17 protein-coding genes are annotated in these 22,248 nt (G+C 75.0%); 12 read left to right on the top strand and 5 right to left on the bottom strand.

Translation table 11 applies throughout. The annotated features are described in order from the left end of the window. Positions 1-4: 4 nt before the first annotated feature. The gene (locus ACBR40_RS42200) at positions 5-817 is read right to left on the bottom strand and encodes a DUF1206 domain-containing protein (RefSeq protein WP_371252370.1); all 813 of its coding nucleotides are present in this window, start codon (positions 815-817) and stop codon (positions 5-7) included. Positions 818-907: 90 nt separating this feature from the next. Here ACBR40_RS42200 and ACBR40_RS42195 point away from each other — a divergent pair, with 90 nt between their 5' ends. From ACBR40_RS42195 to ACBR40_RS42180, 4 genes are all read left to right on the top strand, one after another. Further along, positions 908-2,299, top strand: coding sequence for a tetratricopeptide repeat protein (locus ACBR40_RS42195; RefSeq protein ID WP_344205938.1), 1,392 nt, complete (start codon positions 908-910; stop codon positions 2,297-2,299). A gap of 277 nt (positions 2,300-2,576) precedes the next feature. After that, positions 2,577-3,737, top strand: a complete 1,161-nt coding sequence (locus ACBR40_RS42190; RefSeq protein WP_371252369.1) for a hypothetical protein — start codon at positions 2,577-2,579, stop codon at positions 3,735-3,737. A 107-nt stretch (positions 3,738-3,844) separates the two neighbouring features. Further along, complete coding sequence (locus ACBR40_RS42185) at positions 3,845-4,669, top strand: PIG-L family deacetylase (protein ID WP_371252368.1); 825 nt, start codon at positions 3,845-3,847, stop codon at positions 4,667-4,669. A 38-nt stretch (positions 4,670-4,707) separates the two neighbouring features. Beyond that, a complete protein-coding gene (locus ACBR40_RS42180; protein ID WP_371252367.1) occupies positions 4,708-5,721 on the top strand; it encodes a carbohydrate kinase in 1,014 nt (337 codons plus the stop codon). On the opposite strand, the gene ACBR40_RS42175 is transcribed toward ACBR40_RS42180, so the two are convergent. From ACBR40_RS42175 to ACBR40_RS42165, 3 genes are read right to left on the bottom strand one after another with little or no spacing between them, the layout of a single operon-like run. Beyond that, complete coding sequence (locus tag ACBR40_RS42175; protein WP_371252366.1) at positions 5,709-10,082, bottom strand: TIGR02680 family protein; 4,374 nt, start codon at positions 10,080-10,082, stop codon at positions 5,709-5,711. The genes ACBR40_RS42180 and ACBR40_RS42175 overlap by 13 nt on opposite strands. Continuing rightward, complete coding sequence (locus tag ACBR40_RS42170; protein WP_371252364.1) at positions 10,079-11,260, bottom strand: TIGR02678 family protein; 1,182 nt, start codon at positions 11,258-11,260, stop codon at positions 10,079-10,081. The genes ACBR40_RS42175 and ACBR40_RS42170 overlap by 4 nt, the downstream gene beginning before the upstream one ends. Further along, positions 11,257-13,167: a DUF2397 family protein gene (locus ACBR40_RS42165; RefSeq protein WP_371252363.1), complete on the bottom strand. Its 1,911-nt coding sequence runs from the start codon at positions 13,165-13,167 to the stop codon at positions 11,257-11,259. The genes ACBR40_RS42170 and ACBR40_RS42165 overlap by 4 nt, the downstream gene beginning before the upstream one ends. 141 nt (positions 13,168-13,308) lie before the next feature. On the opposite strand from ACBR40_RS42165, the gene ACBR40_RS42160 reads away from it, so the two are divergent. The 8 genes from ACBR40_RS42160 to ACBR40_RS42125 all read left to right on the top strand — a co-directional run bounded on the left by ACBR40_RS42160 (position 13,309) and on the right by ACBR40_RS42125 (position 21,754). Continuing rightward, the gene (locus ACBR40_RS42160) at positions 13,309-13,728 is read left to right on the top strand and encodes an SRPBCC family protein (RefSeq protein ID WP_371252362.1); all 420 of its coding nucleotides are present in this window, start codon (positions 13,309-13,311) and stop codon (positions 13,726-13,728) included. A 146-nt stretch (positions 13,729-13,874) separates the two neighbouring features. After that, a complete protein-coding gene (locus tag ACBR40_RS42155) occupies positions 13,875-15,260 on the top strand; it encodes an alpha/beta hydrolase (RefSeq protein WP_371252361.1) in 1,386 nt (461 codons plus the stop codon). A 124-nt stretch (positions 15,261-15,384) separates the two neighbouring features. Then, the gene (locus ACBR40_RS42150; protein ID WP_371252360.1) at positions 15,385-18,195 is read left to right on the top strand and encodes a Na+/H+ antiporter subunit A; all 2,811 of its coding nucleotides are present in this window, start codon (positions 15,385-15,387) and stop codon (positions 18,193-18,195) included. Next, positions 18,192-18,998: a Na(+)/H(+) antiporter subunit C gene (locus ACBR40_RS42145; protein ID WP_344205924.1), complete on the top strand. Its 807-nt coding sequence runs from the start codon at positions 18,192-18,194 to the stop codon at positions 18,996-18,998. The genes ACBR40_RS42150 and ACBR40_RS42145 overlap by 4 nt, the downstream gene beginning before the upstream one ends. Beyond that, positions 18,995-20,578, top strand: coding sequence for a Na+/H+ antiporter subunit D (locus tag ACBR40_RS42140; protein ID WP_371252359.1), 1,584 nt, complete (start codon positions 18,995-18,997; stop codon positions 20,576-20,578). Before ACBR40_RS42145 ends, ACBR40_RS42140 begins: the two co-directional genes overlap by 4 nt. Further along, the gene (locus ACBR40_RS42135; RefSeq protein WP_371252358.1) at positions 20,575-21,120 is read left to right on the top strand and encodes a Na+/H+ antiporter subunit E; all 546 of its coding nucleotides are present in this window, start codon (positions 20,575-20,577) and stop codon (positions 21,118-21,120) included. The genes ACBR40_RS42140 and ACBR40_RS42135 overlap by 4 nt, the downstream gene beginning before the upstream one ends. Then, the gene (locus ACBR40_RS42130) at positions 21,117-21,392 is read left to right on the top strand and encodes a monovalent cation/H+ antiporter complex subunit F (RefSeq protein ID WP_371252357.1); all 276 of its coding nucleotides are present in this window, start codon (positions 21,117-21,119) and stop codon (positions 21,390-21,392) included. The genes ACBR40_RS42135 and ACBR40_RS42130 overlap by 4 nt, the downstream gene beginning before the upstream one ends. Continuing rightward, positions 21,389-21,754 (top strand): monovalent cation/H(+) antiporter subunit G, encoded by a 366-nt coding sequence (locus ACBR40_RS42125; protein WP_344205919.1) that lies wholly within the window; start codon positions 21,389-21,391, stop codon positions 21,752-21,754. Before ACBR40_RS42130 ends, ACBR40_RS42125 begins: the two co-directional genes overlap by 4 nt. On the opposite strand, the gene ACBR40_RS42120 is transcribed toward ACBR40_RS42125, so the two are convergent. Beyond that, positions 21,667-22,224 carry a DUF6328 family protein gene (locus tag ACBR40_RS42120; RefSeq protein ID WP_344205918.1) on the bottom strand — a complete coding sequence of 186 codons (558 nt, stop codon included), beginning with the start codon at positions 22,222-22,224 and terminating at the stop codon, positions 21,667-21,669. The two genes, ACBR40_RS42125 and ACBR40_RS42120, sit on opposite strands and share 88 nt — an antisense overlap. Positions 22,225-22,248 lie beyond the last annotated feature (24 nt).

The following is a 22,248-nucleotide window of genomic DNA, read 5'->3' as shown; positions in this document are numbered from 1 at the left end:
CGGCTCACGTGCGACGCCAGCGCGCCTCGCCGAAGCAGTACGCCGCGAACAGCAGCAGCCCCAGCGCCACCACCACGAGCAGCCACGGCCCGGCGGGCGTGCCGGCGAACTCGCGCAGCGCCGCGTCGATGCCGCCCGCCTCGTCCGGGTCGAACGTGACCGCCGCCCGGCAGACGAGGATCCCGGCCAGCGCGGCGACCGCGCCCCTCGCGACGAACCCGCCGAGGCCGAGGTGGTCCATGACGGTACGGGCGGGCGCGGGCATGCCCGCCCGGTCCAGCTCCTTCCTGAACCCCTTGACGAGCCCCTGGCGCACCCAGTAGCCGCCGAGCACGACCAGCCCGAGCCCGATCGCGCCCACGATCACCGGCCCGCCGGGCAGCCCGAGCAGCGTCGCCGTGATGTCGCGGGACTTCTCGTCGTCGGACGACGCCTTCCCCTTCGTCAGCACGCTGATCAGGCTGACCACGACCAGCGCGTACACCGCGACCCTGGCGACCGCCTCGGCCCGCTCGATCGTCTCGCCGCCCCCGAACAGCGCCTCCGAGATCTGCCACAGCGCCAGCGCCACGAACCCGACCATCATGATCCACAGCAGTCCCGCGCCGAAGGGCAGCTCGGCGACCGCCTCGATGGCGCCCGCCTTGTCTGCCTCCTTCGACCGCTCGCCCAGGCCGACCTGCACCGCCACCGCGCCGACCAGCGCGTACAGCACGCCGCGGCAGGCCAGGCCGATCCGCGTCGCGACGTCCATGACGGGGTGGCGGGCCGCTCTCCGCGCCGCGCCGCGTACCTCTTGTCCCGCCGTGCTCATCATCCCTCCAGAGGGGTTCGGAGACGTACGAGATGCCCCGGAAACGGCGTTGCAGACCTCGGTATCGGGCGGCGTCGTCGTTACGATGATCAGGTGAGGACCGACCAGCACGGACTCGCCATGAGCGGGGCGAGCGCCGCCGCGGCCCGCCACTACGACCGCGCGATCGACGAGCTGCTGCACTTCCGGGCCGAGGTCGACGCCGAGGCGAACGCGGCGCTGGAGGAGTCGCCCGACTTCCCCATGGGCCACGTGCTCGCCGCCTATCTCGGGCTGCTGACCACCGAGGCCGAGGACGCGCGGACGGCGCGGGTGCGTTTCCACGCCTTCCTCCGGCGCGCCGGCGGGAGATCCCTGCCGCCGCGCGAGCGGGCCCATCTCGCGGCCGTGCGGGCGCTGCTCGACGGCGACTTCCTGACCTGCGGGGCTCTGCTCGCCGAGATCACCGCCGAGCATCCGCGCGACGCGCTGGCGCTGATCGCCGGGCACCACGTCGACTTCTTCACCGGCGACGCCCGCTCGCTGCGCGACCGCGTCGGCGGCGCGCTCACCGCCTGGGGTCCCGGCGACCCGCACTACGGGCAGGTGCTCGGCATGTACGCCTTCGGGCTGGAGGAGGCCGGGCACTACGACCGGGCGGAGGAGGTCGGGCTGCGGGCGGTCGAGCTCGACCGGCGCGACGTGTGGGCGATCCACGCCGTCACGCACACGTACGAGATGCGCGGCCGCTTCGGCGACGGGCTGCGCTATCTCGACGCGCGGGTGCCCGACTGGTCGGCGGGGACGTTCCTCAACGTGCACGCCTGGTGGCACTACTGCCTGTTCGCGCTGGAGGCCGGGGACGTGCCGCGGGTGCTGGCGATCTACGACGCGGCGCTGGCCGACGGGCAGTCGTGCCTGGAGCTGCTGGACGCCGCCGCGCTGCTGTGGCGGCTCCACCTGGAGGGGTCGGAGCAGCCCGAGCGGTGGCGGGCGCTGGCCGACGCCTGGCCGGCGCGGGTGGCCGAGCCGTTCTACGCCTTCAACGACATGCACGCGGTCATGGCGTACGTGGGCGCGGGGCGGCTGGGCGAGGCGGACAAGCTGATCGCCTCGCGGGAGGCGTACGTCGCCGAGGCCCGTCCCGGCGTGACCAACGTGGACATGACGCTGCGGGTGGGGCTGCCGGTGTGCCGGGCGCTCGTCGCGTTCGGGCGCGGCGACCACCGGGCGGCGCTCGACCTGCTGTACCCGATCAGGCACCGGGTCAACGAGTTCGGCGGCAGCCATGCCCAGCGCGACGCCGTGCAGCGGACGCTGCTGGAGGCGGCGCTGCGGGCCGGGGCGCGGGACGTCGCCCGGACGCTGGTCAGCGAGCGGATCGGGGTGCGGCCGTGCAGCCCGTACAACTGGCTGAAGCAGGCGGCCGTGGCCGAGGCGTTCGGCGACCGGGCCGCGGCGGCGGCCGCGCGGACGCGGGCCGGCGAGCTCGCCCGCGTACTCTGACCGGGCCGTTCGACTGAGTCATGACTCAGGAGCAAGGCGTGTGACCGCCGATTCGCAAGGGACTCCCGGGGCCGTAGAGGTCTTCACGAGGCGGCGTTCGTGAGAAGATCGAGATCATGATCGGTCTGCCAGGCTCGGGTCGTCGCGCTCGCCGTGCCGCCGCGACGGCCACCCCCGTGATGCTCGTGCCGTGCCCATGGACGCCCGCCGTCGCCGACGCCCCACCCGGTCGTGCCCTTCGGGCGCGTACCCGGCCGGTGCCGATCACATGCTGACCATGCGCGAAGGCGATCCCCTCACCAGCCCCTCCCCCGCTTCCACTGATGAGCAGGACGCCCCGGTCCGCCGGGAGAGCGGCCTGCCGCGACGGGAGACCGTACGCGGGGTCCCCCGCGTCACGACGGCCTCGCCCGTGACGCCGGCCGCGCCGACGGCGCCGATCACGCCGTCGTCGCCGGACGCCGGCCCCGCGCCGCACGACCACCGCTTACCGGCCGCGACCCCGGACAGCGGCCGGGCGGAGGACACCGCGCCGGGGAGCGTCGGGCAGATCCCCGGCCTCCGGCCGCGCCGCCGCCCCAAGGACGGCGGCGAGGTGCCCGGCGCCGACGTGGACCTGGTGGACGCCCTCGACCCGCTCGCCCGCCGTACGGTGTCCGCCTGGCTGTGCGACAAGCCGTCCGCCGCCGCCCGCCAGGTGGCGCTGCAGGTGGTGGCGTCGTTCCTGCGCTGGCTGCAGGTGGCCGAGCCGGGCGTCGAGCTCCTGGCCGTCACCGGCGCCCATCTGGAGGCGTTCTGCGAGGCCGCCCGTACCGGCGGCGTCCCCCGGAGCCCCGGCAGGCCGCTGACCAGCAAGACGGTCAGCCGCAAGCGGGCCGCCCTGCTGTCGTTCTACACCTACGCCTGGCGCTGCGGCGTCGTCCGGCACAACCAGGTCGCCGGCGCCACGCCGGCCAGGCCGGCCCGCCAGGGGGACGGTCAAGCGGTCACCCCGGAGGAGCGGCGGCTGCTCCGGGAGGGCGTCGCCCGCCTCGCGGCGGACGGCCGCACCGCGGAGGCGGCGGCCGTCGCGCTGCTGGAGCTGACCGGCGCCGCCGTGGAGGCCCTGGCCGGGCTGACCCGGCAGGACGTGCGCACCGTGCCCGACGGCACCGTGGGGCAGCCGGCCGTCGTCACCGTCAACCACGGACGGGACGACGTCGCCGCCTTCCTGGTGACGCCGCTGGCCCGCCCGCTGCTGCGCGTCCTGTGCGCCAGCCGGCCGGCGGGCGAGCCGCTGATCCGCCGCCCGGACGGCCGCGCCCTCGACGCCGCCTGGCTGGGCACGGCGCTCACGGCCGCCGCCCGCGCCGGAGGCGTCCCCGAGCACCGCGCCCGCCTGCTCACCCCGGCGATGCTCCGCGCCGCCAACGTCACCGACCTGCTCAACGCCCGATAACCCCCGTGAGCCCCGTCTCGCCCCGGCTTGGGGCGGGACGGGGCGGGGTCTCCGGGCCGGGAGCGCCGGGCCGGGAATGTCGGTGGGGCCGGGTAGGGTTTCGGCCCATGGATCGGGAACTCACGCTCATGGTCGTCCACGCCCACCCCGACGACGAATGCCTCAGCACCGGCGGCATCCTGGCCCGCTACACCGAGGAGGGCGTCCGCACCGTCCTGGTCACCTGCACCAACGGTGAGCAGGGCGACGGTGACGGCGGCGTCAAACCGGGCGAGGACGGCCACGACGACGCGGCGGTGGCCGCCCGCCGCCTGGCCGAGCTGCGCGAATCGGTCGCCCACCTGGGCATCGACCACCTGGAGCTGCTCGGCTACCGCGACTCCGGCATGGACGGATGGGCGGGCAACGGGCACCCCGACGCGTTCGCCAACGTCCCGGTGGAGGAGGCGGCGGGCCGGCTGGCCGCCCTGATCGAGCGCTACCGGCCGCAAGTCGTGGTGACGTACGACGAGACGGGCGGCGGCGGCTACGGCCACCCCGACCACGTGCAGACGCACCGGATCACCGTGGCGGCCGTCGAGTCGACCGGCATCCCCGACAAGTTCTACTACACGGCGATGCCGCGCTCGGCGATGAAGCAGATGTTCGAGCTGATGCGCGACAGCGGCATGGACGTGGGCGACTTCGAGGTCCCCGACGACTTCGGCACCCCCGACGAGCGGGTGACCACGGTCGTCGACGTGGCCCCCTACACCGAGCGCAAGCTCAAGGCGCTGCGGGCGCACGAGAGCCAGGGCGAGAACATCTTCCTGCTGCGCATGCCGGAGGAGACCCAGCAGCGGGCGTTCTCGTACGAGGCGTTCGAGCGGGTGCTGTCCAAGGTGCGGACCCCCACCCACGAGGAAGACCTGTTCACGGGCCTGCGCCACTAGCCGCTGTCACCGGCGCCCGACTGAGGAAAGGCAGCCCGATGATCGCTGTCCTGGGCGAGTGCGTCGCAGACGCCTTCACCACCCGCCCCTCCGCCTCCATGGACGGCGGAGGCGACAGCAGGAGCTTCGAGCGCGACGGCGGGGCCGGCTCCGCCGTCGCCGTCGGCGGGCGCGGCCTGGAGTTGCAGGTGCTGCCGGGGGGTGGCCCCGCCAACACGGCCGTGGCGCTGGCCCGGCTCGGCGCCCCGGCGCGCTTCCTCGGCCGTCTCTCCGGCGATGTCTTCGGCGACCTGTTCCGCGGGCATCTGGCGGCCTCGGGCGTGGACCTGTCGGGCTGCGTCGAGGCCGCCGAGCCGAGCACGCTCGCCATCGCGGCCCTCGACGCCGACGGACGCGCCGGCTACACCTTCTACGCCGAGGGCGCCGCCGACTGGCAGTGGAGCCGGGACGAGCTGACCCCGGCCAGGCTCGGCGCCGCCGCCTGCCTGCACACCGGATCGCTCGCCCTGGTCAGGGCCCCGGGGCGGGCGGCGGTCGAGGAGTTCGCGCGGGCCGCGTCCGCGCACGCCACGATCTCGATCGACCCGAACGTCCGCCCCAGCCTCGCCGCCAAGGACGACTACCAGGTGGCGCGCTGGTGTTCGTGGGCGGACATCCTCAGGCTCAGCGACGACGACCTGGAGTTCCTGCTGCCCGGGGTGTCCCAGGAACACGCCTGCGACACCTGGCACGAGGCGGGTGCCCGCCTGGTGGTCGTCACGCGCGGGGCCGCGGGTGCCCTGGTCTCGCTGGACGGCGAGCGCACCACCGTGCCCGCCCCCAAGGTCGAGGTCGTGGACACGGTCGGCGCGGGCGACTCCTTCACCGCCGGCCTCCTGCACCACCTGCACGCCGGCGGCCACCTCGGCGGACGACTGGACGGCCTGGACCTGGGGACGGCGGCGGAGGCGGCGGCGTTCGCAGCCCGCGTAGCCGCCCTGACCTGCTCAGTCCCCGGCGCCGACCCGCCCTGGGCCACCCGACTGACCACTCACCCTGATCACCCGGGCTGAACGCCGGCGTCCGGGCCGGGACCAGGCGTTCCTGACGGCCGGCTGGGATCGGTGGGTGCGGTGCGGTGGCCGTTCCAGACGAAGCGGGCCGTCGTCACGGCGTCGTCGCCGTCGCCGGTGATGAGCTGGTGGACGGCGATCCCGTCGAGCTCGCGATATTCGCACCATTCGTGATCGGAGGTCAGCACGAGGTCCAGCCCCAGGTCCACCAGCAGCTCGAAGACCTGGCCGCGGTTCGTCCGGTCCACGCCCACGAACACCTCGTCGAGCAGGATGAACCGGGGGCAGCCCGGGTCGGTCTGGTAGTGCGCGGCCACGGCGGCGAACAGCGGCAGGTGCAGCGCGATCGCCTTCTCCCCGCCCGACAGCGCGCCGTGCAGCTTCCTGGTGAGGTCCTGCCAGCCCTGGCCGTCGCCGCGGTCGAGCCGGACGGTGAACCGGTGCCAGGAGGTGTAGTCGAGGACCGTCGCGAGCTGGTCCTCCCAGCAGCTCGCCGGGGAGCCGTCGGCCCGGGCCTCCTCCACCCGGTCGCGGAAGAAGGCGTACAGGGTCTCGCGGGCCGCCTCGTCCAGGTCGGCCGGGTCGCGCAGCAGCAGGTCGCGGGCGTTCCTGGTGGTCGCAGGCTGGGCCGGGTCCACCTGCCAGGACAGCCGGACCGCGAGCCGGGAGGCGGTGCGGACTCGTGCCAGACGCCGGTTCATGTCCTCGACCAGGGCGGTCGCCTGTCTCATGCGGTCGGCCAGGTGCCGGCGGGCGATGCCGCCGAGCATGCGGTCGAACAGGTCCCGCTCCGCCTGGCCGCTGCCCGACCTGCGCGCGTCCCGCTCGGCGCGCAGTGTGTCGGTGAGTGCCGCCACGCCGGTCCGCGCGCCGCCGGTGCTCGCGGTGAGCACCTGTACGTCGTCGTCGCAGGCCAGCTCCAGGGTCGCCCGGTGGGCCAGGGCCTCCCTGGCGTGGTGGACGGCGTCGCGCAGGCGGGTCTCGGCCTCGCGGAGGTGGCGCGGCTCGTACGGCACCGCGTCGAGGTGTTCGGCCAGGCGCCGGGCCGCCTCGACGGGCGTACCGGCGGGGTCCGAGGTTGCTTCGGGCGGCAGGGCGGCGTCGTACGGGAGGTGGCCGGAGGTGAGGCGGTGGAGGCGCGCGCGGGCGGCGTCGTACGCGTGTTCCGCCCCGGCGTGCTTCTCCTCGGCCGCGGCCAGCTCGCCCTGGAGGCGGCCGAGGCGGGCGTTGAGGCGGGCCAGGCCCTCGTTGAGCGACTTGACGAGGCGGCGGGAGGAGCGGTGTGCGGCTTGGACGTCGTGAAGCTGTTCGAGCACCCGCAGGCGGCCGGCGTCGTCCGCGGAGCCAGCGGCGGACTCGCCCCTGGACCCGGCGGCGGGGTCCCCGGCCGGGCTTGTAGTGGCTCCAACGGCGAAGCCGGCGGCAGGTTCCCCAGCGGGGCTTGTAGCGGGCTCGACGGCGAGCTTGCCCGCGGATTCCCCGGCGGGCCTCGCTGCACGTACGACGGCGGAATCGGCGGCGGAAACCCCAGCGGGCCCCGCCGCACGTTCAATGCCAGAACCGGCCGCAGAATCCCCAGCGGGCCTCGCTGCACGTTCGACGGCGGAAGCGGCTGCGGGTTCGACGGCGGAGCTTACGGCGTGTTCGATGGCGGACAGGCGTTCGGCCAGGCTGATGGCCGACGCCGCCTCCTCCGCTCGTTCGACGGCGCGTACCGCCAGGTCCTCGTACTCGCGGGCGGTCTCGGCGGCGTACGCGGCCAGCTCGTGGGCGGTGCGGGCGTCGGCGTGGCGCTCATGACGTACGGCGGCGGCGGTCTCGGCGGCGCGCAACGCCTCCTCCAGGCCGTCCAGGGCGGGCAGGGCCGTCGGGAGGGCGTGCGCGGCGGCCTGCTCGGTGGCCCGCCTCAGCGCGTGGACGGCCTCCGCCTCGCGCCCGCGCAGCCGTTCCTCGGCCGCCCGCAGCCGGTCCTCCAGCAGCGCGACCTTCGCGAGCGCCGCGTCCAGGGCGCGGGCGGCGGCGTCGTACGGCCCGCGGTCGGGCCTGCGCCGCAGCTCGGCGGCCAGGGCGTCGCGGTCGCCGGCGAGGACGGCGAGCAGGTGCCCGCACTCGGCGGCCAGGCCCGTCACGTCGCCCAACCGCTCGTCCAGCTCGGCGATCCGGCGGCGGCGGGCCCGTTCGCGGGCGGCGGCGCCGACGTACGAGGGCTCCGGCTTGGCCCACCGGCCGACGGCGGGGCCGAGCCGCCAGGTGCCGTCCGCGCCGATGACGGCCGGATGGTCGGCGCCCGGCGCGGTGGGCGCGTACGCGATCGCGCCCAGCACCGCCTCCACCGGCGCCGGGGAGCCCGGCTCGGCGAGCAGCACGTCGGCGAGGCTGGCGCCGGGCGCGGGACGCGACAGCGCGGTCACGGCGAACGCGTCGTGCTCGTCCGCGGCGAACCCGCCGTCCGGCAGCAGCCACAGGTCGAGCAGGCCCGACGCCTCCAGCGCGGCCTCCACCGCCGCCTGGACGCCGGGGTCGACGCCCGGCCGGAACCCGACCGCCCGCCACAGCGGCGTCCCCGGACGTCCCTCGCGGGCGGACCTGTCGCGGGCACGGGGGGCGGGCGGCTCCAGGACGGCCCGCTCGTCGAGGCCGCGGCGTTCCGCGGCCAGCTCGGCCCGCTCCTTCGCCAGGTTGTCGCGTACGGTCGTGAGCTGGTGCTCGCGCGCCGCCATCCGTACGGCGGCGCCGATCCTGGCCTCGGTCACCGCCTCGTCGGCGGCGGCGGGGTCACCGGCGAGGGCGGCGAGGCGGCCGGGGTCGAGGCGCAGATGGACGCAGCCGGCAGCCCACTCGGCGAGGGCGGCGGCCAGGTCCTTGAGGCGTTCTTCGCGCAGGCGGCCGGTGCGCTCGCCGGTCTCGCGGGCGGCGTCGAGGGCGTCCCTGGCCAGGTCGCGGTCCCGCTCGGCGGCGGTACGGCGGCCGGCCGCCTCCTCGTGGGCGAGCGCCGCGGCCCTGACCTCGCGGATCTGCGCGGCCCGGCTGCTCACCGCGACCCGTACCAGCTCGCGCGCCGCCCGCGCCTCTTCTCTCGTGCTCGTACCCGAGGTGTCCAGGTCGTGGGCGCTGAGGAGACCGGCTCGCCGCGCCGCGTCGCGGGCCTCGGCGTCGGCCCGGCCGGCCAGTGCGGTCGCGGCGCGGGCGGCCGTGGCGGCGCGGAGCGAGAGGCGTTCCCTGGCCGCCGCCGCCCGGGCCGCCGCGCCCGCCTGGTCGCGCAGCGCCGCCGCCGTCTCGTGGGCGCGCCGCGCCTCCTCACGCAGCCGGTGCAGGCCGCTCCCGATCCGGTACGCCTCGCTCTCCTTCAGCCCGTCGATCCGCGCCGCCAGCGCCAGCTCCCGCGACTCCTCCTCCCCCAGCCGCAGGGTCGCCGCCCGCAGCTCCTCCTCGGCCTCGCGCAACGCCGCGCGCCGGGCCGTGGCCTCCTCGGCCCGCGCGTCCAGCTCGGCGCGGCTCTCCAGGACGCCGGCGGCGGCCGCGCGCAGGACGCGGCGGGCGTAGTCGCGCTGCCGGGCGGCGAGCCGGTCGGTCTCCGTCACGTCCCGGTCGAGCCGCCGCAGCTCCTCGCGCTGCCGTTCCAGCCGCTCGAAGCCCTCGGCGAGGTCGCGGAGCTCGTCCTCGGCGAGCGGCGGCAGCGCGCTGGACAGCAGGTCGGACAGCAGGCCGGGGTCGAGGCGTTCGGACAGCTTGGGGGTACGGAGCTGGCGCAACGCGGTCAGGAGCGTGTCGTAGCGCTGCTCGTTCAGCCCCGCGTAGAGGGTCCGGCGCACCACGGTCCGGTACGCCTCGGCGGATTCGTACACCGTGCCCGCCTCGCCCAGCTCCTCGGCGAGCTGGGTGCGGGTGAGCGGGTGGCCGCCGTCGCCGGTCAGCCGGATGCCGCCGGGCACGCCGATCCTGGCGTCGGTGAGGGTGAAGTAGGAGGCGGTGACGTTCTTGGTGTGGACGGTGGCCTGGAGCCGGGCGCCACAGGTGAACCAGCGGCCGTCGGCGTGCCGGAACTCCAGCCACACGAAGCCCGCCCGGGTGACGCCGCCCGCGCCGTCGCCCATGAGGTTCCAGTGCATGGTGCGCTCGCTGCCGCCGAACGTGGACAGCCGGCTCGGCTTGAGGCTCGCGTCCAGCACGTACGGCAGCAGCAGCTCCAGCACCTTGGACTTGCCGCTGCCGTTGGGGCCGCGCAGCAGCAGCCGGCCACGGTGGAACTCGAACACCTCGTCGTAGTAGCGCCAGACGTTGAGTATCCCGGCGCGCTCGGGCGTCCAGCGGGCCTCGCCGCCGCGCGCGGCCCGGGCCCTGGTCAGCTCGGTGACGGTCATGCGTCCTCCACCAAGTCGGCGTCGGGGTGGTCAGGGGCGACGCGGTAGCGGGCGGCGGCGGGCAGGGCGGTGACCCGGTCCCCCGTTCGGCGGGCCAGGCCGAAGCGCGCGAGCACCTCCAGCGCGTCGGCGGCCAGGCGGGCGGCGCCGTCCCGCGACTGGTAGGACCTGGCCCACTGGGGGAAGCGGCGCAGCAGGCCGGCGGCCTCGTCCGCCAGTCGCGCGGTGGTCAGGGGGCCGCCGGTGATCAGCGGGTCGAGCAGGAGCAGGGCGGCGACCTTGGCGGGGCTGCCGTCGTCGGGGAAGCGGTCGTCGGTGGCGATGGCGTCGGGGTCCACGAGGAGGAAGCCCTCGGCGCGTTCCTCCAGGACGAAACCGGCCTCCTCGGCGGCGCGCCGGATGGTGCGGCGGCCGGTGGGTGAGGCGGCGTAGGCGTGCTGGTCGGGGGTGAGGTCGTCGTGGTGGACGACCGGCTCGTCGAGGAGGCGGCGGACGAGGGAGTGGCGGGCCCACAGGAGGCGCTGGGTCTCCGTCGGGTCGTTTCCGCCGTAGCGGGGCTCGGCGGTGAGCGCGGCCAGGTCGGGGGCGTGGAGGGTGGAGGGCGGGACGGGGGTGGTGAGCAGCCGGGTCAGCAGGGTGGTGTCGGCGCGGTAGAGGACGTCGGCGTCACGGGGGGAGGGTTCGTGGAGGGGGGTGAGGGCGCCGTACTGCTGCAGGAGGGCGAGCGCGTCGGCGAACGCGGCCCGCTCCTCCCCCCGTGCCGGGTCGAACGGCGGCACGCCCGGTTCGGCGGCGGCGGCCCGCGCCACCCGGCGGGCCAGCAGGCCGACCGTGGTGACGGGCGCGGCGAGCAGTTCGGCCACGCACAGGCACAGCAGCGTGTAGCGGCGACGGTCGAACGGGGTCCCGGAGCCGCGCGTACGCCGGGCCGGGCGGGTGGCGTCGGCGCGCGGGGAGACCTTGGCGAGCCGGGCGTACCCCTGGCGGGGCTCGACGACCAGCCGCCAGCCGCAGAAGTAGTCGAACCACTGGACGAGCGGGCGGCGGCGCTTCCTGACCAGGTCGAACGCGGCCGGGTCGGCGTGCCGGGACACCAGGGGGCGGCCGAGCAGGGTCCTGACGGCCCGTGCGATCTCCTCCTTCTCGGCCCGGACGAGCTGGTTGGCGCGGCCGTTCACGCCCCGACCGCCCGGCCGTGAGTGGTCGGGGTCGCCTCGCGGCCGTGGCCGGGGGTGCGGAGGTCGATGAGGTAGTCGGGGGCGCGGAAACAGCCCTCCGGGGTGCGCAGCTCCGCCATCGCGCCGTCCTCCGGGTCGCGCAGCACGATCTCGATCCGGCCGTCGGCGGTGGTGGCGCGGCGGAACCCGGTGGAGTCGGGGCGCTCGGCGAGGGCGCGGCCGAGGAGGTCGAGCAGGCGGCCGAGGCCGTCGTGGTCGAGCTCGCCCAGCCGCGACAACCGCACCGCCCCGGTCCCGGAGGACCCCGCCCCGCCGGCTCCCGCCGCTCCCAGCGCGACGGCGCCGGACGATCCCGGCTCACCGGCCCCGGAGGACCCCAGCCCGCCGGCCCCGGACGACGACGGCCCGCCAGGGCTCGGTGACGAGGGTCCGGCGGTGGAGGGCGGGGTGGAGCTGGTGGTGGTCAGGGAGGACCAGGCGGCCTCCAGGGCGGCGCGCTCCCTGGCGGCGCGGGCGCGGCGCTCGGCGCGCAGGGCCGTCACGTCGCGGACCCTGCCGGTACGGCCCACCCGCTCGGTACGCCCCCGTGCCCGCAGCAGCGCCGACACCTCGACCGGCTCCGCCCGCGCCCACGGCACCCCGGCGGGGACGAGCTCGGCGTCGGCGTGCCCGAGGTGCGCGTGCCGGGCGGGCCCGAGCCCGAACGCGGCGTCCCACAGCCGGTGGGCGTCCTCCTCGGTGGGGGCGGCGGCGAACCAGCGGGCCAGCGCCCGGAAGTCGGCGGCGGCTCCGACCGGGCGGTGCCGCGCATCGGCGATCCGGTCAAGCGACTCCAGCAGCGCGACGACGGCCTGCCTTGCCTGGTCGTGCAGCCGCCGCGCCCCGCCGTCCTCGGCACCGAACCACGCCCGCAGCTCCTCCCACCGCACCGCCCGCTCCTCCAGCCATGCAGCCACCGGGTCCTGCCCCGCCTGGAACGGGGACAGGTCCACCCGGGATGGGGATAGGTCGGCGCGGGACGGAGACAGGTCCGCCCGGGGCGGGGACAGATCCACAGCGGACGAGGGCAGGTCGGCGCGGGACGGAGGCAGCTCCGCCTGGGGCGGGGACAGATCCACAGCGGACGGGGGCAAGTCGGCGCGGGACGGAGCCGGATCCGCGCGCGACGGGCGCAGGCCCGCGCCGGTGAGGGCGCGGGTGTGCAGGAGGTGCACGCCGTGCGCGGCGACGGCCTCCAGGGCCCGGGCTATGGCGTCCCGTCGCTGGTCCAGGCCCGCAACGTACTCCTGTAGGTACGCCACCGTCTCCCGTAGATACACCACGTCCGCATCGGGCGTGGGCTCGCCGGGGCGCAGGAGGCGGCGCAGGTCGGCCGTGAAGCGGCCGGCGTCGGTCCGGAGGTCGTCGAAGTGGCGCTCCAGTTCGCGCAGCGCGGTGAAGACACGCCGGTCGCGGCCGGGGTCGGGGTCGCGGAGCAGGTCGGCGAGCTCGCGCAGGCGTTCGGCGACGGCGTCGAGGACGGCGGCGTGCAGGGCGCCGGAGGGCGGCCCGGAGGACGACAGGGCCGCCGTGGCGTGACGGAGGCCGGCGAGCGCGGCCTCGCCACGCGGGGTCAGGGCGTACTGGATGCTCTCGCGCCGGTACGCCTCAGCCGTGCCGAAGCCGCTCCCGTGGTCGAAGACGACGTCGAGCAGCCCCCAGGCGGTGAGTCTGCGGAGCGCGGCGGCGAGGTCCCGCTCCCCGCAGGCCCCGGCGGGCAGGAGGGCGCGCAGCCCGGCCGGCGTGAGTGCGGTCTCCAGGCGGCCGGCGGCCGCGGCGAAGGCGTGGAGGACCGCGGTGTGCAGGTCCGCCCGTTCCGTCGTGGCGAACCGGAAAAGCTCCGGCGGCATCCTCGGCGGCTCAGCCATCGCCCCGCTCCTCTCGCGCGATTTCCGGACCACGCAAACGGTAGCGGGGAACGGCCGGAGGAAGGCCCCGGTTTGCGAGCGGATCACCCGGGTACTGCGGCAGATTGGAAACAACCCGGGAACGGATATCGGAGGGTCGAAATGGCGGAATTCGAGGCATCTCGCGGCATGCCGGCCGAGAGCACGATCGTGTTCGGCGTGGCCTCCGACGTCGCAGTGATGGACCGCTGGCTGCCGCGCGGCCTGCACGTCTCCGACGCGGGCCCCGACCGGGTGGAGGCCGAGGGCGACCTGGTGCCGGGCGAGGGGACCCACGAGGGGCTGTTCCGCGCGCAGGAGGACCAGCTGCGCGTCGAGTGGGGCGGCCGTGACCACCCCGACTACGCCGGCTGGCTCCAGGTGTCCGACTCGGCGAGCGGGACGAGCGAGGTCACGGTGCACCTCTCGCTGCTGGACGAGCCCGAGGGCGGGGAGCGGTCGGCGGAGGTCCGCGAGCTGCTCGACCGTTCGCTCGACCGGCTGGCCGATGAGGTGAACCGGCGCGTCGAGGGCTCCGGCTGAGCTGAGAGACCAAGCTCCGACTGAGCGCCGAAATCCCCATTTCCGCCGCGCCGCCGGATTTTTCCGATCACTGCTCTTATTCTTGCAAATGATCTAATACAGCGTTATTAAAGGGCATCGCAAGCTTTCACGTTCAGCGTTTGAGCATGCGACGCTCAATCCTTGTCATTTCAGCGGTCCTCACCGCTTTGCTCGCCATGACCGGTCTCGCCGGTGCCACCACCCATGACAGCAGGCGGCCGGCCTGGACATCGTGCGGCGGCGGTTTCCAGTGCGCCACGTTGCGGGTCCCGCTCGACTATGCGAAGCCGGGCGGCCGGCAGATCAAGATCGCTCTGATCCGGCTGCCCGCCACCGGGAAGAAGATCGGCTCCGTGGTCCTGAACTTCGGCGGCCCCGGCGCGTCCGGCGTGGACCTGCTGCGGGCCGACAGGACGGTCCTGTCGGCCGCGCTGCGGCAGCGTTTCGACGTGGTGTCGTTCGACCCGCGCGGCGTGGGCCGGTCGGCCCCGGTGCGCTGCCTCGGCACGCTCGGCATGGACGCCTACCACGCCGCCGACTCCACCCCCGACGACCGGCGCGAGCGCGCCGCGATCACGCAGTGGAGCAAGGCGCTGGCCACGTCCTGCGCCGCCGGCTCCGGCAAGGAGCTGCTGCGGCACGTCGGCACCTACGAGGCCGCCCGCGACCTCGACGTGATGCGCTCCGCGCTCGGCGACGCCCGCCTGACGTACCTGGGCTGGTCCTACGGCACCTACCTGGGCGCCAGGTACGCCGACCTCTACCCGAGGCGGATCCGGGCGATGGTGCTCGACGGCGCGGAGGACCCGCAGCAGACGGGGGCCGAGTTCCAGCGCTCGCAGGCGCAGGGGTTCCAGGTGGCGATGAACGCGTTCCTGCGCGACTGCTTCAGGCGCGCGGACTGCCCGTTCAGGAAGCACACTCTGACCGTGGCCCGCAGGCGCCTGGACACGCTGCTCCGCCGGGCCGACCGGGCCCCGCTGCGCAACACCATGGACGGGCGGCAGGTCACCGAGTCGATCGTGCGCACCGGCATCATGGCCGCCCTCTACTCGGCCGGCTCCTGGAAGTACCTGCGCGGCTCGCTGGCGATGGCGTTCAAGGGCGACGGCACCGCCCTGCTGGTCCTCGCCGACCTCTACAACGGCCGTAACCAGGACGGCACCTACAAGAACGAGTCCATGGCCCGCCTGGCGATCTCCTGCGTCGACCACCCCGAGACGCCGTGCCCGTACTGGCCGGTCAAGGGACGGAAGTTCACCAAGAAGGTGACGGCCCCTGGCTCGCCGCCGATCGTGGTGGTGGGCACGACGCGGGACCCGGCGACGCCGTACGCGCTGGCCAGGTCGCTGGCCGCGCAGCTCGACCACGGCGTGCTGCTGACCAACGACGGCGACGGCCACACGGCCTACCACGGCGGTTCGTCCTGCGTGGAGCGCCAGGTCGACCGCTACCTGATCACGGGCCGCGCGCCGGCCCGCGGGGCCTGCCACGCTTCCGCCAAGGTCTGATGCCGCCAGCCCCTCCCCCTGGTGAGGGACTGGTCAACCCCGGCCGTGCCTGCGCGGCCGGGGTTGCGGCGTGGGCGAGATTGGGCGGACGAGACCGGTATGCCCGCCCCCGCCCGAGGAGCCTATGGAGTCGCTGCTGATCCTGCACGCGGTGGCGGCGGTGTGCGCTCCCTGGCTGGCCCGCCGGATCGGCGGGCGGCGCGCGCTGCCGGTGCTGGCGCTGGCTCCGGCGGCGGGGTTCGGGTACACGGCGTGGCTGGGGCTGAGCGGGCGGGTGCCGGCGGAGGAGGTCACCCGGTGGGCGCCCTCGACGGGGCTGGAGCTGGCCTTCCGCGCCGACGCGCTGGCGATGCTCATGATGGCGCTGGTCACCGGCGTCGGCGTGCTGGTGCTGGTCTACAGCGCCCGGTACTTCCCGGCCGGCGACGAGGGGCTCGGCCGCTACGGCGGCGTGATGGTGGCCTTCGCCGGGTCGATGCTGGGCCTGGTGACGGCCGACGACCTGCTCCTGCTGTACGTCTTCTGGGAGCTGACCACCGTCTTCTCGTACCTGCTGATCGGGTACGACCCGGAGAGCCGGATGAGCCGGCAGGCGGCGATGAAGGCGCTGACGGTCACCACGTTCGGCGGGCTGGCCATGCTGGCCGGGTTCGTGCTGGTGGGGACGGCGGCGGGCACGTACCGGATCTCCGAGGTCGGTCCCGGCGCCGTCGGGCCGGCCGCGATCGGGCTGATCCTGGCCGGCGCCCTGGCGAAGTCGGCGGTCTTCCCGTTCAGCTCGTGGCTGCCCGCGGCCATGGCGGCGCCGACGCCGGTCTCGGCGTACCTGCACGCGGCCGCGATGGTGAAGGCGGGCGTGTACCTGGTGGCGCGGCTCGGGCCGGCGGCCGGGGACCTGACGGGGTGGCGGGTGCCGGCGGTGGCGCTCGGGCTGCTGACGATGGTGCTGGGCGGCTGGCGGGCGCTGCGCGAGAGCGACCTGAAACGGCTGCTGGCCTACGGCACGGTCAGCCAGCTCGGCTTCCTGATCGCGCTGTTCGGATACGGCACGCAGGGGGCGGCGCTCGCGGGCGTGGGCATGCTGCTCGCGCACGCGCTGTTCAAGGCGGCGCTGTTCCTGCTGGTGGGCGTGATCGACCACGCGACCGGCACCAGGGACCTGCGCGAGCTGAGCGGGCTCGGGCGGTCGATGCCGTGGGTGTGCGCGGCGGCGGTGCTGGCCGGAGCGTCGATGGCGGGGGTGCCGCCGCTGGCGGGGTTCGTCGGCAAGGAGGCGGCGTTCGAGGCGCTGAGCGGCGCCCCGTGGCCGCTGGCGGGCGCGGTGGCGGGGTCGGCGCTGACGGCGGCGTACACGTTGCGTTTCCTGTGGGGGGCCTTCGCCGCCAAGCCGGGGCTGGCGGAGCGGCCACTGGAGCGGCCGATGGAGGGGCAGGTGGAGCGGCCGGCCGCGGCGATGTTCGTGCCCGCGGCGCTGCTGGCGGCGCTCGGGCTGGTCCTGGTGCCGTTCTCGTCCTGGTACGGCCACACGATGGAGACCGGCTACGCGGCCTTCTTCCGCGACCCCGGCCACGCCGCCCATCTGGTGGTGTGGAGCGGGTTCGGCCTGCCGCTGCTGCTGTCGGCGGCGGCGCTGGCGGGCGGCGTGGCGCTGTTCCTGGCCGGGGAGCCGGTCGCGAGGATGGGCGCGCGGCTGCACCTGGTGGACTCCGGGCAGGCGTACTGGGCGTTGATCCGCCGCCTCGACCGGCTCGCCATCCAGGTCACCGGCGTGATCCAGCGCGGCTCGGTGCCGGACTACCTGCTGCTCGCGCTGCTGGCCACGATCGGCGTCGGCGTGTTCTCGGTCATCTACGGCGGCACGCCCCGCCTGGAGTCGCCGGTCGTGTGGTGGGAGCGGCCGGAGCAGCTCGTCGTCGCGGTGCTGACGGTCGCGGCGGCCGTGGTGGCGCTGTTCGCCCGCGCGTCCATCTTCCTGGCCGTCATCGTGGGCTTCACCGGGTACGGCACGGCGCTGCTGTTCCTCGTGCACGGCTCCCCCGACCTGGCGCTCACCCAGTTCCTGGCCGAGACGCTCAGCCTGGTGATCTTCGCGCTGGTGCTGCGGCGGCTGCCGATCGACCCGGTCAGGGGGCGGCTGGCCCTGCCGCTGCGCGCCGCGCTCGGCCTGGCCGTGGCCGTGGTGGCGACCGGCGCCGGCATGGAGGCGATGAGCGCCCGCACGGCCGCGCCGGTGGGCGGGCTCATGGAGGCCGCGGCGCGGGAGGCGGGCATCGCCAACATCGTCAGCGCCGTCATCCTCGACATCCGCGCCTGGGACACCCTGGGCGAGAGCTCGGTGCTGATCGTGCTCACGCTGGGCGTGACCAGCCTCGTGTTCCTGCGGCGGCGGTCGTACGCGATCGAGCGGGGCGAGCAGCCGCCCGCCGAGCGTACGCACTGGCTGGCCTCGACCCGGCCGGCGGAGAGGCGGATCGTGCCGTTCGAGATCGCGGCCAGGCTGACCTTCCACACGGTGCTGCTGCTGTCGGTGTTCCTGCTGTTCATCGGGCACAGCGGGGTGGGCGGCGGGTTCGCGGGCGGCATCGTGGCCGGCCTCGCGATCACCGTGCGCTACCTGGCGGGCGGCCGCAACGAGCTGGCCGTGGCGCTGCCGGTGCACGCGGGCGTGCTCATGGGCGTCGGGCTGACCCTCTCGGCGGCGACGGCGCTGATCGGGCTGCTGGCCGGGCAGGCGGCACTGGACATGCTGGCCACCGACGTGACCGTACCGGTGCTCGGGCACGTGCATCTGTCCACGGGGCTGCTGTTCGACATCGGCGTCTACCTGTCGGTCATCGGGATGGTGCAGGACGTGCTGCGCGGCCTCGGCGCGGAGCTGGACCGGCAGATCGACGCCGGGGAGGGCGCGGAGCCGGACGCCGGGGAGGAGGGGTGAACGCGCCGCTGCTGCCCTTCGCCGCCTCCTGCGCCCTGATCGCGGCCGGGGTGGCGCTGCTGCTGGAGCGGAGCCTGGTCCGGGTGCTGGCCGGCGTGATCATGCTGGGCAACGGGGTGAACCTGCTCATCGTCACCGCCGGTGGCAACGCGGGCGTGCCCCCGTTCGTCGGGGCGGCGGGCAAGGCCGATCCGCTGCCGCAGGCCATGGTGCTCACCGCGATCGTCATCACGCTGGGGGTGACCGCGTTCGTGCTGGCCATGGTGCACCGCTCGTGGCAGCTCACCGGCAGCGACGAGGTCCAGGACGACACCGAGGACCGGCGGGTGCGGCTGCGCGCCCGGCGCGGCGCGCTGAGCCAGGCCCTGCACCGCCGCAACGACGCCTACCGGCGGCTGATCGCCGAGCAGCGGGCCGAGCTGGCCCGGCTGGAGGCCGAGCAGGCCGAACGGGAGCGGCTGGAGGAGGCGGACCTGGAGCGGCGCATCGACCGCGTCCACGTCGAGCTGGAGCAGTGGGCGCGGCGGCTGCGCGAGCGGGGCGCCACGGAGGAGGAGCTGCAGCGCCGCCTGGAGGAGGCGTCGCTGCGCGAGCCCGCCGTGGACAACGCGCTGCGCATCGAGGAGCTGCGGGAGGAGCACGAGCGGCGCCGCGTCACGCAGGCGGCCAGGGAGCGCGACCTGCGCAGGCAGCTCAAGGCGCGGCAGCGGGAGGCGCGCCGGGAGCTGCGCGCGGCCATCCGCCGCGAGCTGGAACGGCAGGCGCTGGCCCAGGACCCGGAGCTGGAGGGCGAGGACTCATGATCCTCGCCATCCCCGTGGACAGGGCCGTGCTGGAAGGGCTGGTGTGCGTGCCGGTGCTGCTGCCCCTGCTGGCCGCCGGGGTGAAGCTGGCCATCGGCGGGCGGCTGCGGCGGCTGCAGTCGCTGCTCAGCATCGGCACGATGAGCCTGACGCTCGCGGTGTCGGTGCTGCTGCTGGTGGCGGCCGACTCCGGCGGGCCGCTGGTGACCGAGCTCGGCGGCTGGCCCGCGCCCGTCGGGATCTGCCTGGTGGCCGACCGGCTCTCCACGCTGGTGCTGGTGGTGTCGTCGGCGGTGACGCTGTGCGTCATGGTCTACTCCATCGCCAACGCCTACGACGAGCAGGAGCACGACGCGCCGATGGCGATCTTCCATCCGGCGTTCCTGGTGATGGTGGCGGGGGTGGCCGACGCGTTCCTGTCGGGCGACCTGTTCAACCTGTTCGTGGGCTTCGAGCTGCTGCTGAGCGGCTCGTACGTGCTGCTGACCTTCGGCGGCACGGAGGCGCGGATCCGGGCCGGGGCGACGTACACGCTGATGGCGCTGGCGTCGTCGATGTTGTTCCTGATCGCGCTGGCGATCACGTACGCGGCCACGGGCACCCTGTCGCTGGCCCAGCTCGCCACCCGCTTCGCCACGCTGCCGACACAGGTGAAGCTGCTGGTGGAGCTGACGCTGCTGCTGGTGTTCGCGATCAAGGCGGCGCTGTTCCCGATGTCGGCCTGGCTGCCCGACTCCTACCCGACCGCGCCGGCCCCGGCGACGGCGGTCTTCGCCGGCCTGCTCACCAAGGTCGGCGTGTACGCGATCATCCGCCTGGAGGCGCTGCTGTTCCCCGGCGGCCCGGTCTCGACGCTGCTCATGTGGGTGGCGCTGGCCACGATGCTGACCGGCGTGCTCGGCGCGGTGGCGCAGACCGACATCAAGCGGATGCTCTCCTTCACGCTGGTCAGCCACATCGGGTACATGGTGTTCGGGGTGGCGCTGTCCACGGTCGCCGGCATGGCGGGCGCGATCTTCTACGTGGTGCACCACATCACCGTGCAGACCAGCCTGTTCCTGGTGACCGGGCTGATCGAGCGGCGGACCGGGACGACGTCGGTGAACCGGCTGGGCGGGCTCATGAAGGCGGCGCCGCTGATCGCCGTGCTGTTCTTCGTGCCCGCGATGAACCTGTCCGGCATCCCGCCGATGTCGGGCTTCCTCGGCAAGCTGATGCTGGTGCAGGCGGGGCTGGCGCACGGCGGGCCGCTGCCGGTGGCGCTCGTGGCGGCCGGGCTGGTGACGAGCCTGCTCACCCTGTACGCCGTCGCGAAGACGTGGGCGAAGGCGTTCTGGCGGGAGACACGGGAGGAGCGGGCGGGCACGGTGGTGGAGAGCGAGGAGGACACCGGCGAGGAGCCGACGGTCACCACGACCACGCTGCCGGCGGCGCTGGCGGGGCCGGTGGCCGCGCTGGTGGCCCTCGGGCTGGCGTACACGGTGCTGGCCGGGCCGCTGTCGGCGCTGACCTGGCGGACGGCCGGCGAGCTGATGGAGCGCGAGCCGTACGTCTCGGCGGTGCTGGGAGACCGGCGGTGAACGGGCGGTCGCTGGCCCCGCGCGTGCTGGGCCGCAGGGTGCCGCTGCCGCTGGTGGCCTGGCTGACGCTGGTTTGGGTGACGTTGTGGGGCGAGGTGTCGCCGGGCAACGTGCTGGGCGGGATCGCGGCGGGCACGGTGGTGTCGTGGCTGCTGCCGCTGCCCGCACTCGACCCCGGCATCAGGATCCGGCCCGTCGCGCTGGCGCGCTTCCTGCTGTACTTCGGATGGGACCTGGTGGCCTCGACGGCGCGGGTGGTGTTCTACGTGTTCCGGCCGGGGCCGCCGCCCGCGCAGCTCGTCCGGGTGCGCCTGCGCACGTCGTCGGAGCCCATGACGGTGCTCATCATGACCGCGCTGTCGAACGTGCCCGGCAGCATCGTGGTGGAGGCCTACCTCGCCGAGCAGTGCCTGATGCTGCACGTCCTCGGCATCCCGGGCGACGCGACGGAGAAGGTGCGCGGCGACGTGACCGCGCTGGAGTCGCGGGTGGTGGCCGCGTTCGGCACCCGCGCGGACCGGGAGGAGCTGGGGACGCCGTGACCCTGGTGTACGCGCTGACGCTGGCGCTGCTCGGCGTGGCCGCCGTGCTGACGCTGTACCGGGCGGCGCGCGGCCCGTCGATGCTGGACCGGGCCGTGTCGCTGGACGTGATGACGTCGCTGTCGATGTGCGGCGCGGGCGCGTTCGCGGTGGCCAGGGACGACTACTCCGACCTGCCGATCCTGCTGGTGCTGTCGCTGCTGGGGTTCGTCGGGTCGGTGTCGCTGGCCCGGTTCTTCACCGCCCGGTCCGGCGGCAGGAGGCCCAGATGAGCGGCACGATGAGCTCGCTCGATCCGCTCGCCGGGGCCTGTCTCCTGCTGGGCGCGGTGCTGGCGCTGTCGGCGGGGGCCGGTCTGGTGAAGTTCCGTCACACGCTGGAGCGCATGCACGCCGGGACCAAGCCCCAGGTGGCGGGGGTGCTGCTGGTGCTGCTCGCCATGTGGCTGCACCGGCCCACCTGGGCGACCGCCGGGCCGCTCGCGCTGGTCGGGCTCTCGCAGGTGATCACCGTGGCGGTGGCGGCGTACACGGTGGCGCGGGCCGCCTACGCCCGCGACTCCTCACGGGAGGACGAGGACGACGGGACGTCGCTGCCGCCGGAGGAGCCGTCCGGCACCTCACCGGAGTCCTGATCGTCGCGGTCCTGATCGTCGCCGTTCGCCCGGTCGAGCGCCGCCTGCCCGAACCACGTCCAGAGGGCCAGCACGGCGATCGCGCCGGCGACGGGCCAGGCCAGCCGGGGCCCGAACAGGTAGTCGATGACCAGGCCGGTGGCCGCCGTCATCGACACGATCAGCGCGAGCGCGCCGAGGATGCCGTAGAAGTTGGAGCGCTTCACCAGCAGCTCCTTGCGGCCCTGACGGAACAGCACCCGGTGCTGCGCCGTGGGCGCGATGTAGCAGATCGAGGCCACCGCCGCGCCGACCAGCGCCGCGAAGAACAGCCACCGGTCGGCCGGGGCCAGCCGGTCGAACTGCTGCGAGAACGGCACGGTCAGCAGGAACGCGAACAGCACCTGCACGCCCGTGACCGCGACGCGGGCCCCCTGCAGGAGCTCCACGAAATTGCGGTCCGCCCGTTCCTTGTCCGATTCTCGGCTCACGCGCCCTCCTGTGCCGTCGCCGCG

Source organism: Nonomuraea sp. AD125B, from assembly GCF_041402765.1.
GTDB lineage: Bacteria > Actinomycetota > Actinomycetes > Streptosporangiales > Streptosporangiaceae > Nonomuraea > Nonomuraea bangladeshensis.
This window is presented reverse-complemented; position numbering and strand designations above follow the sequence as displayed.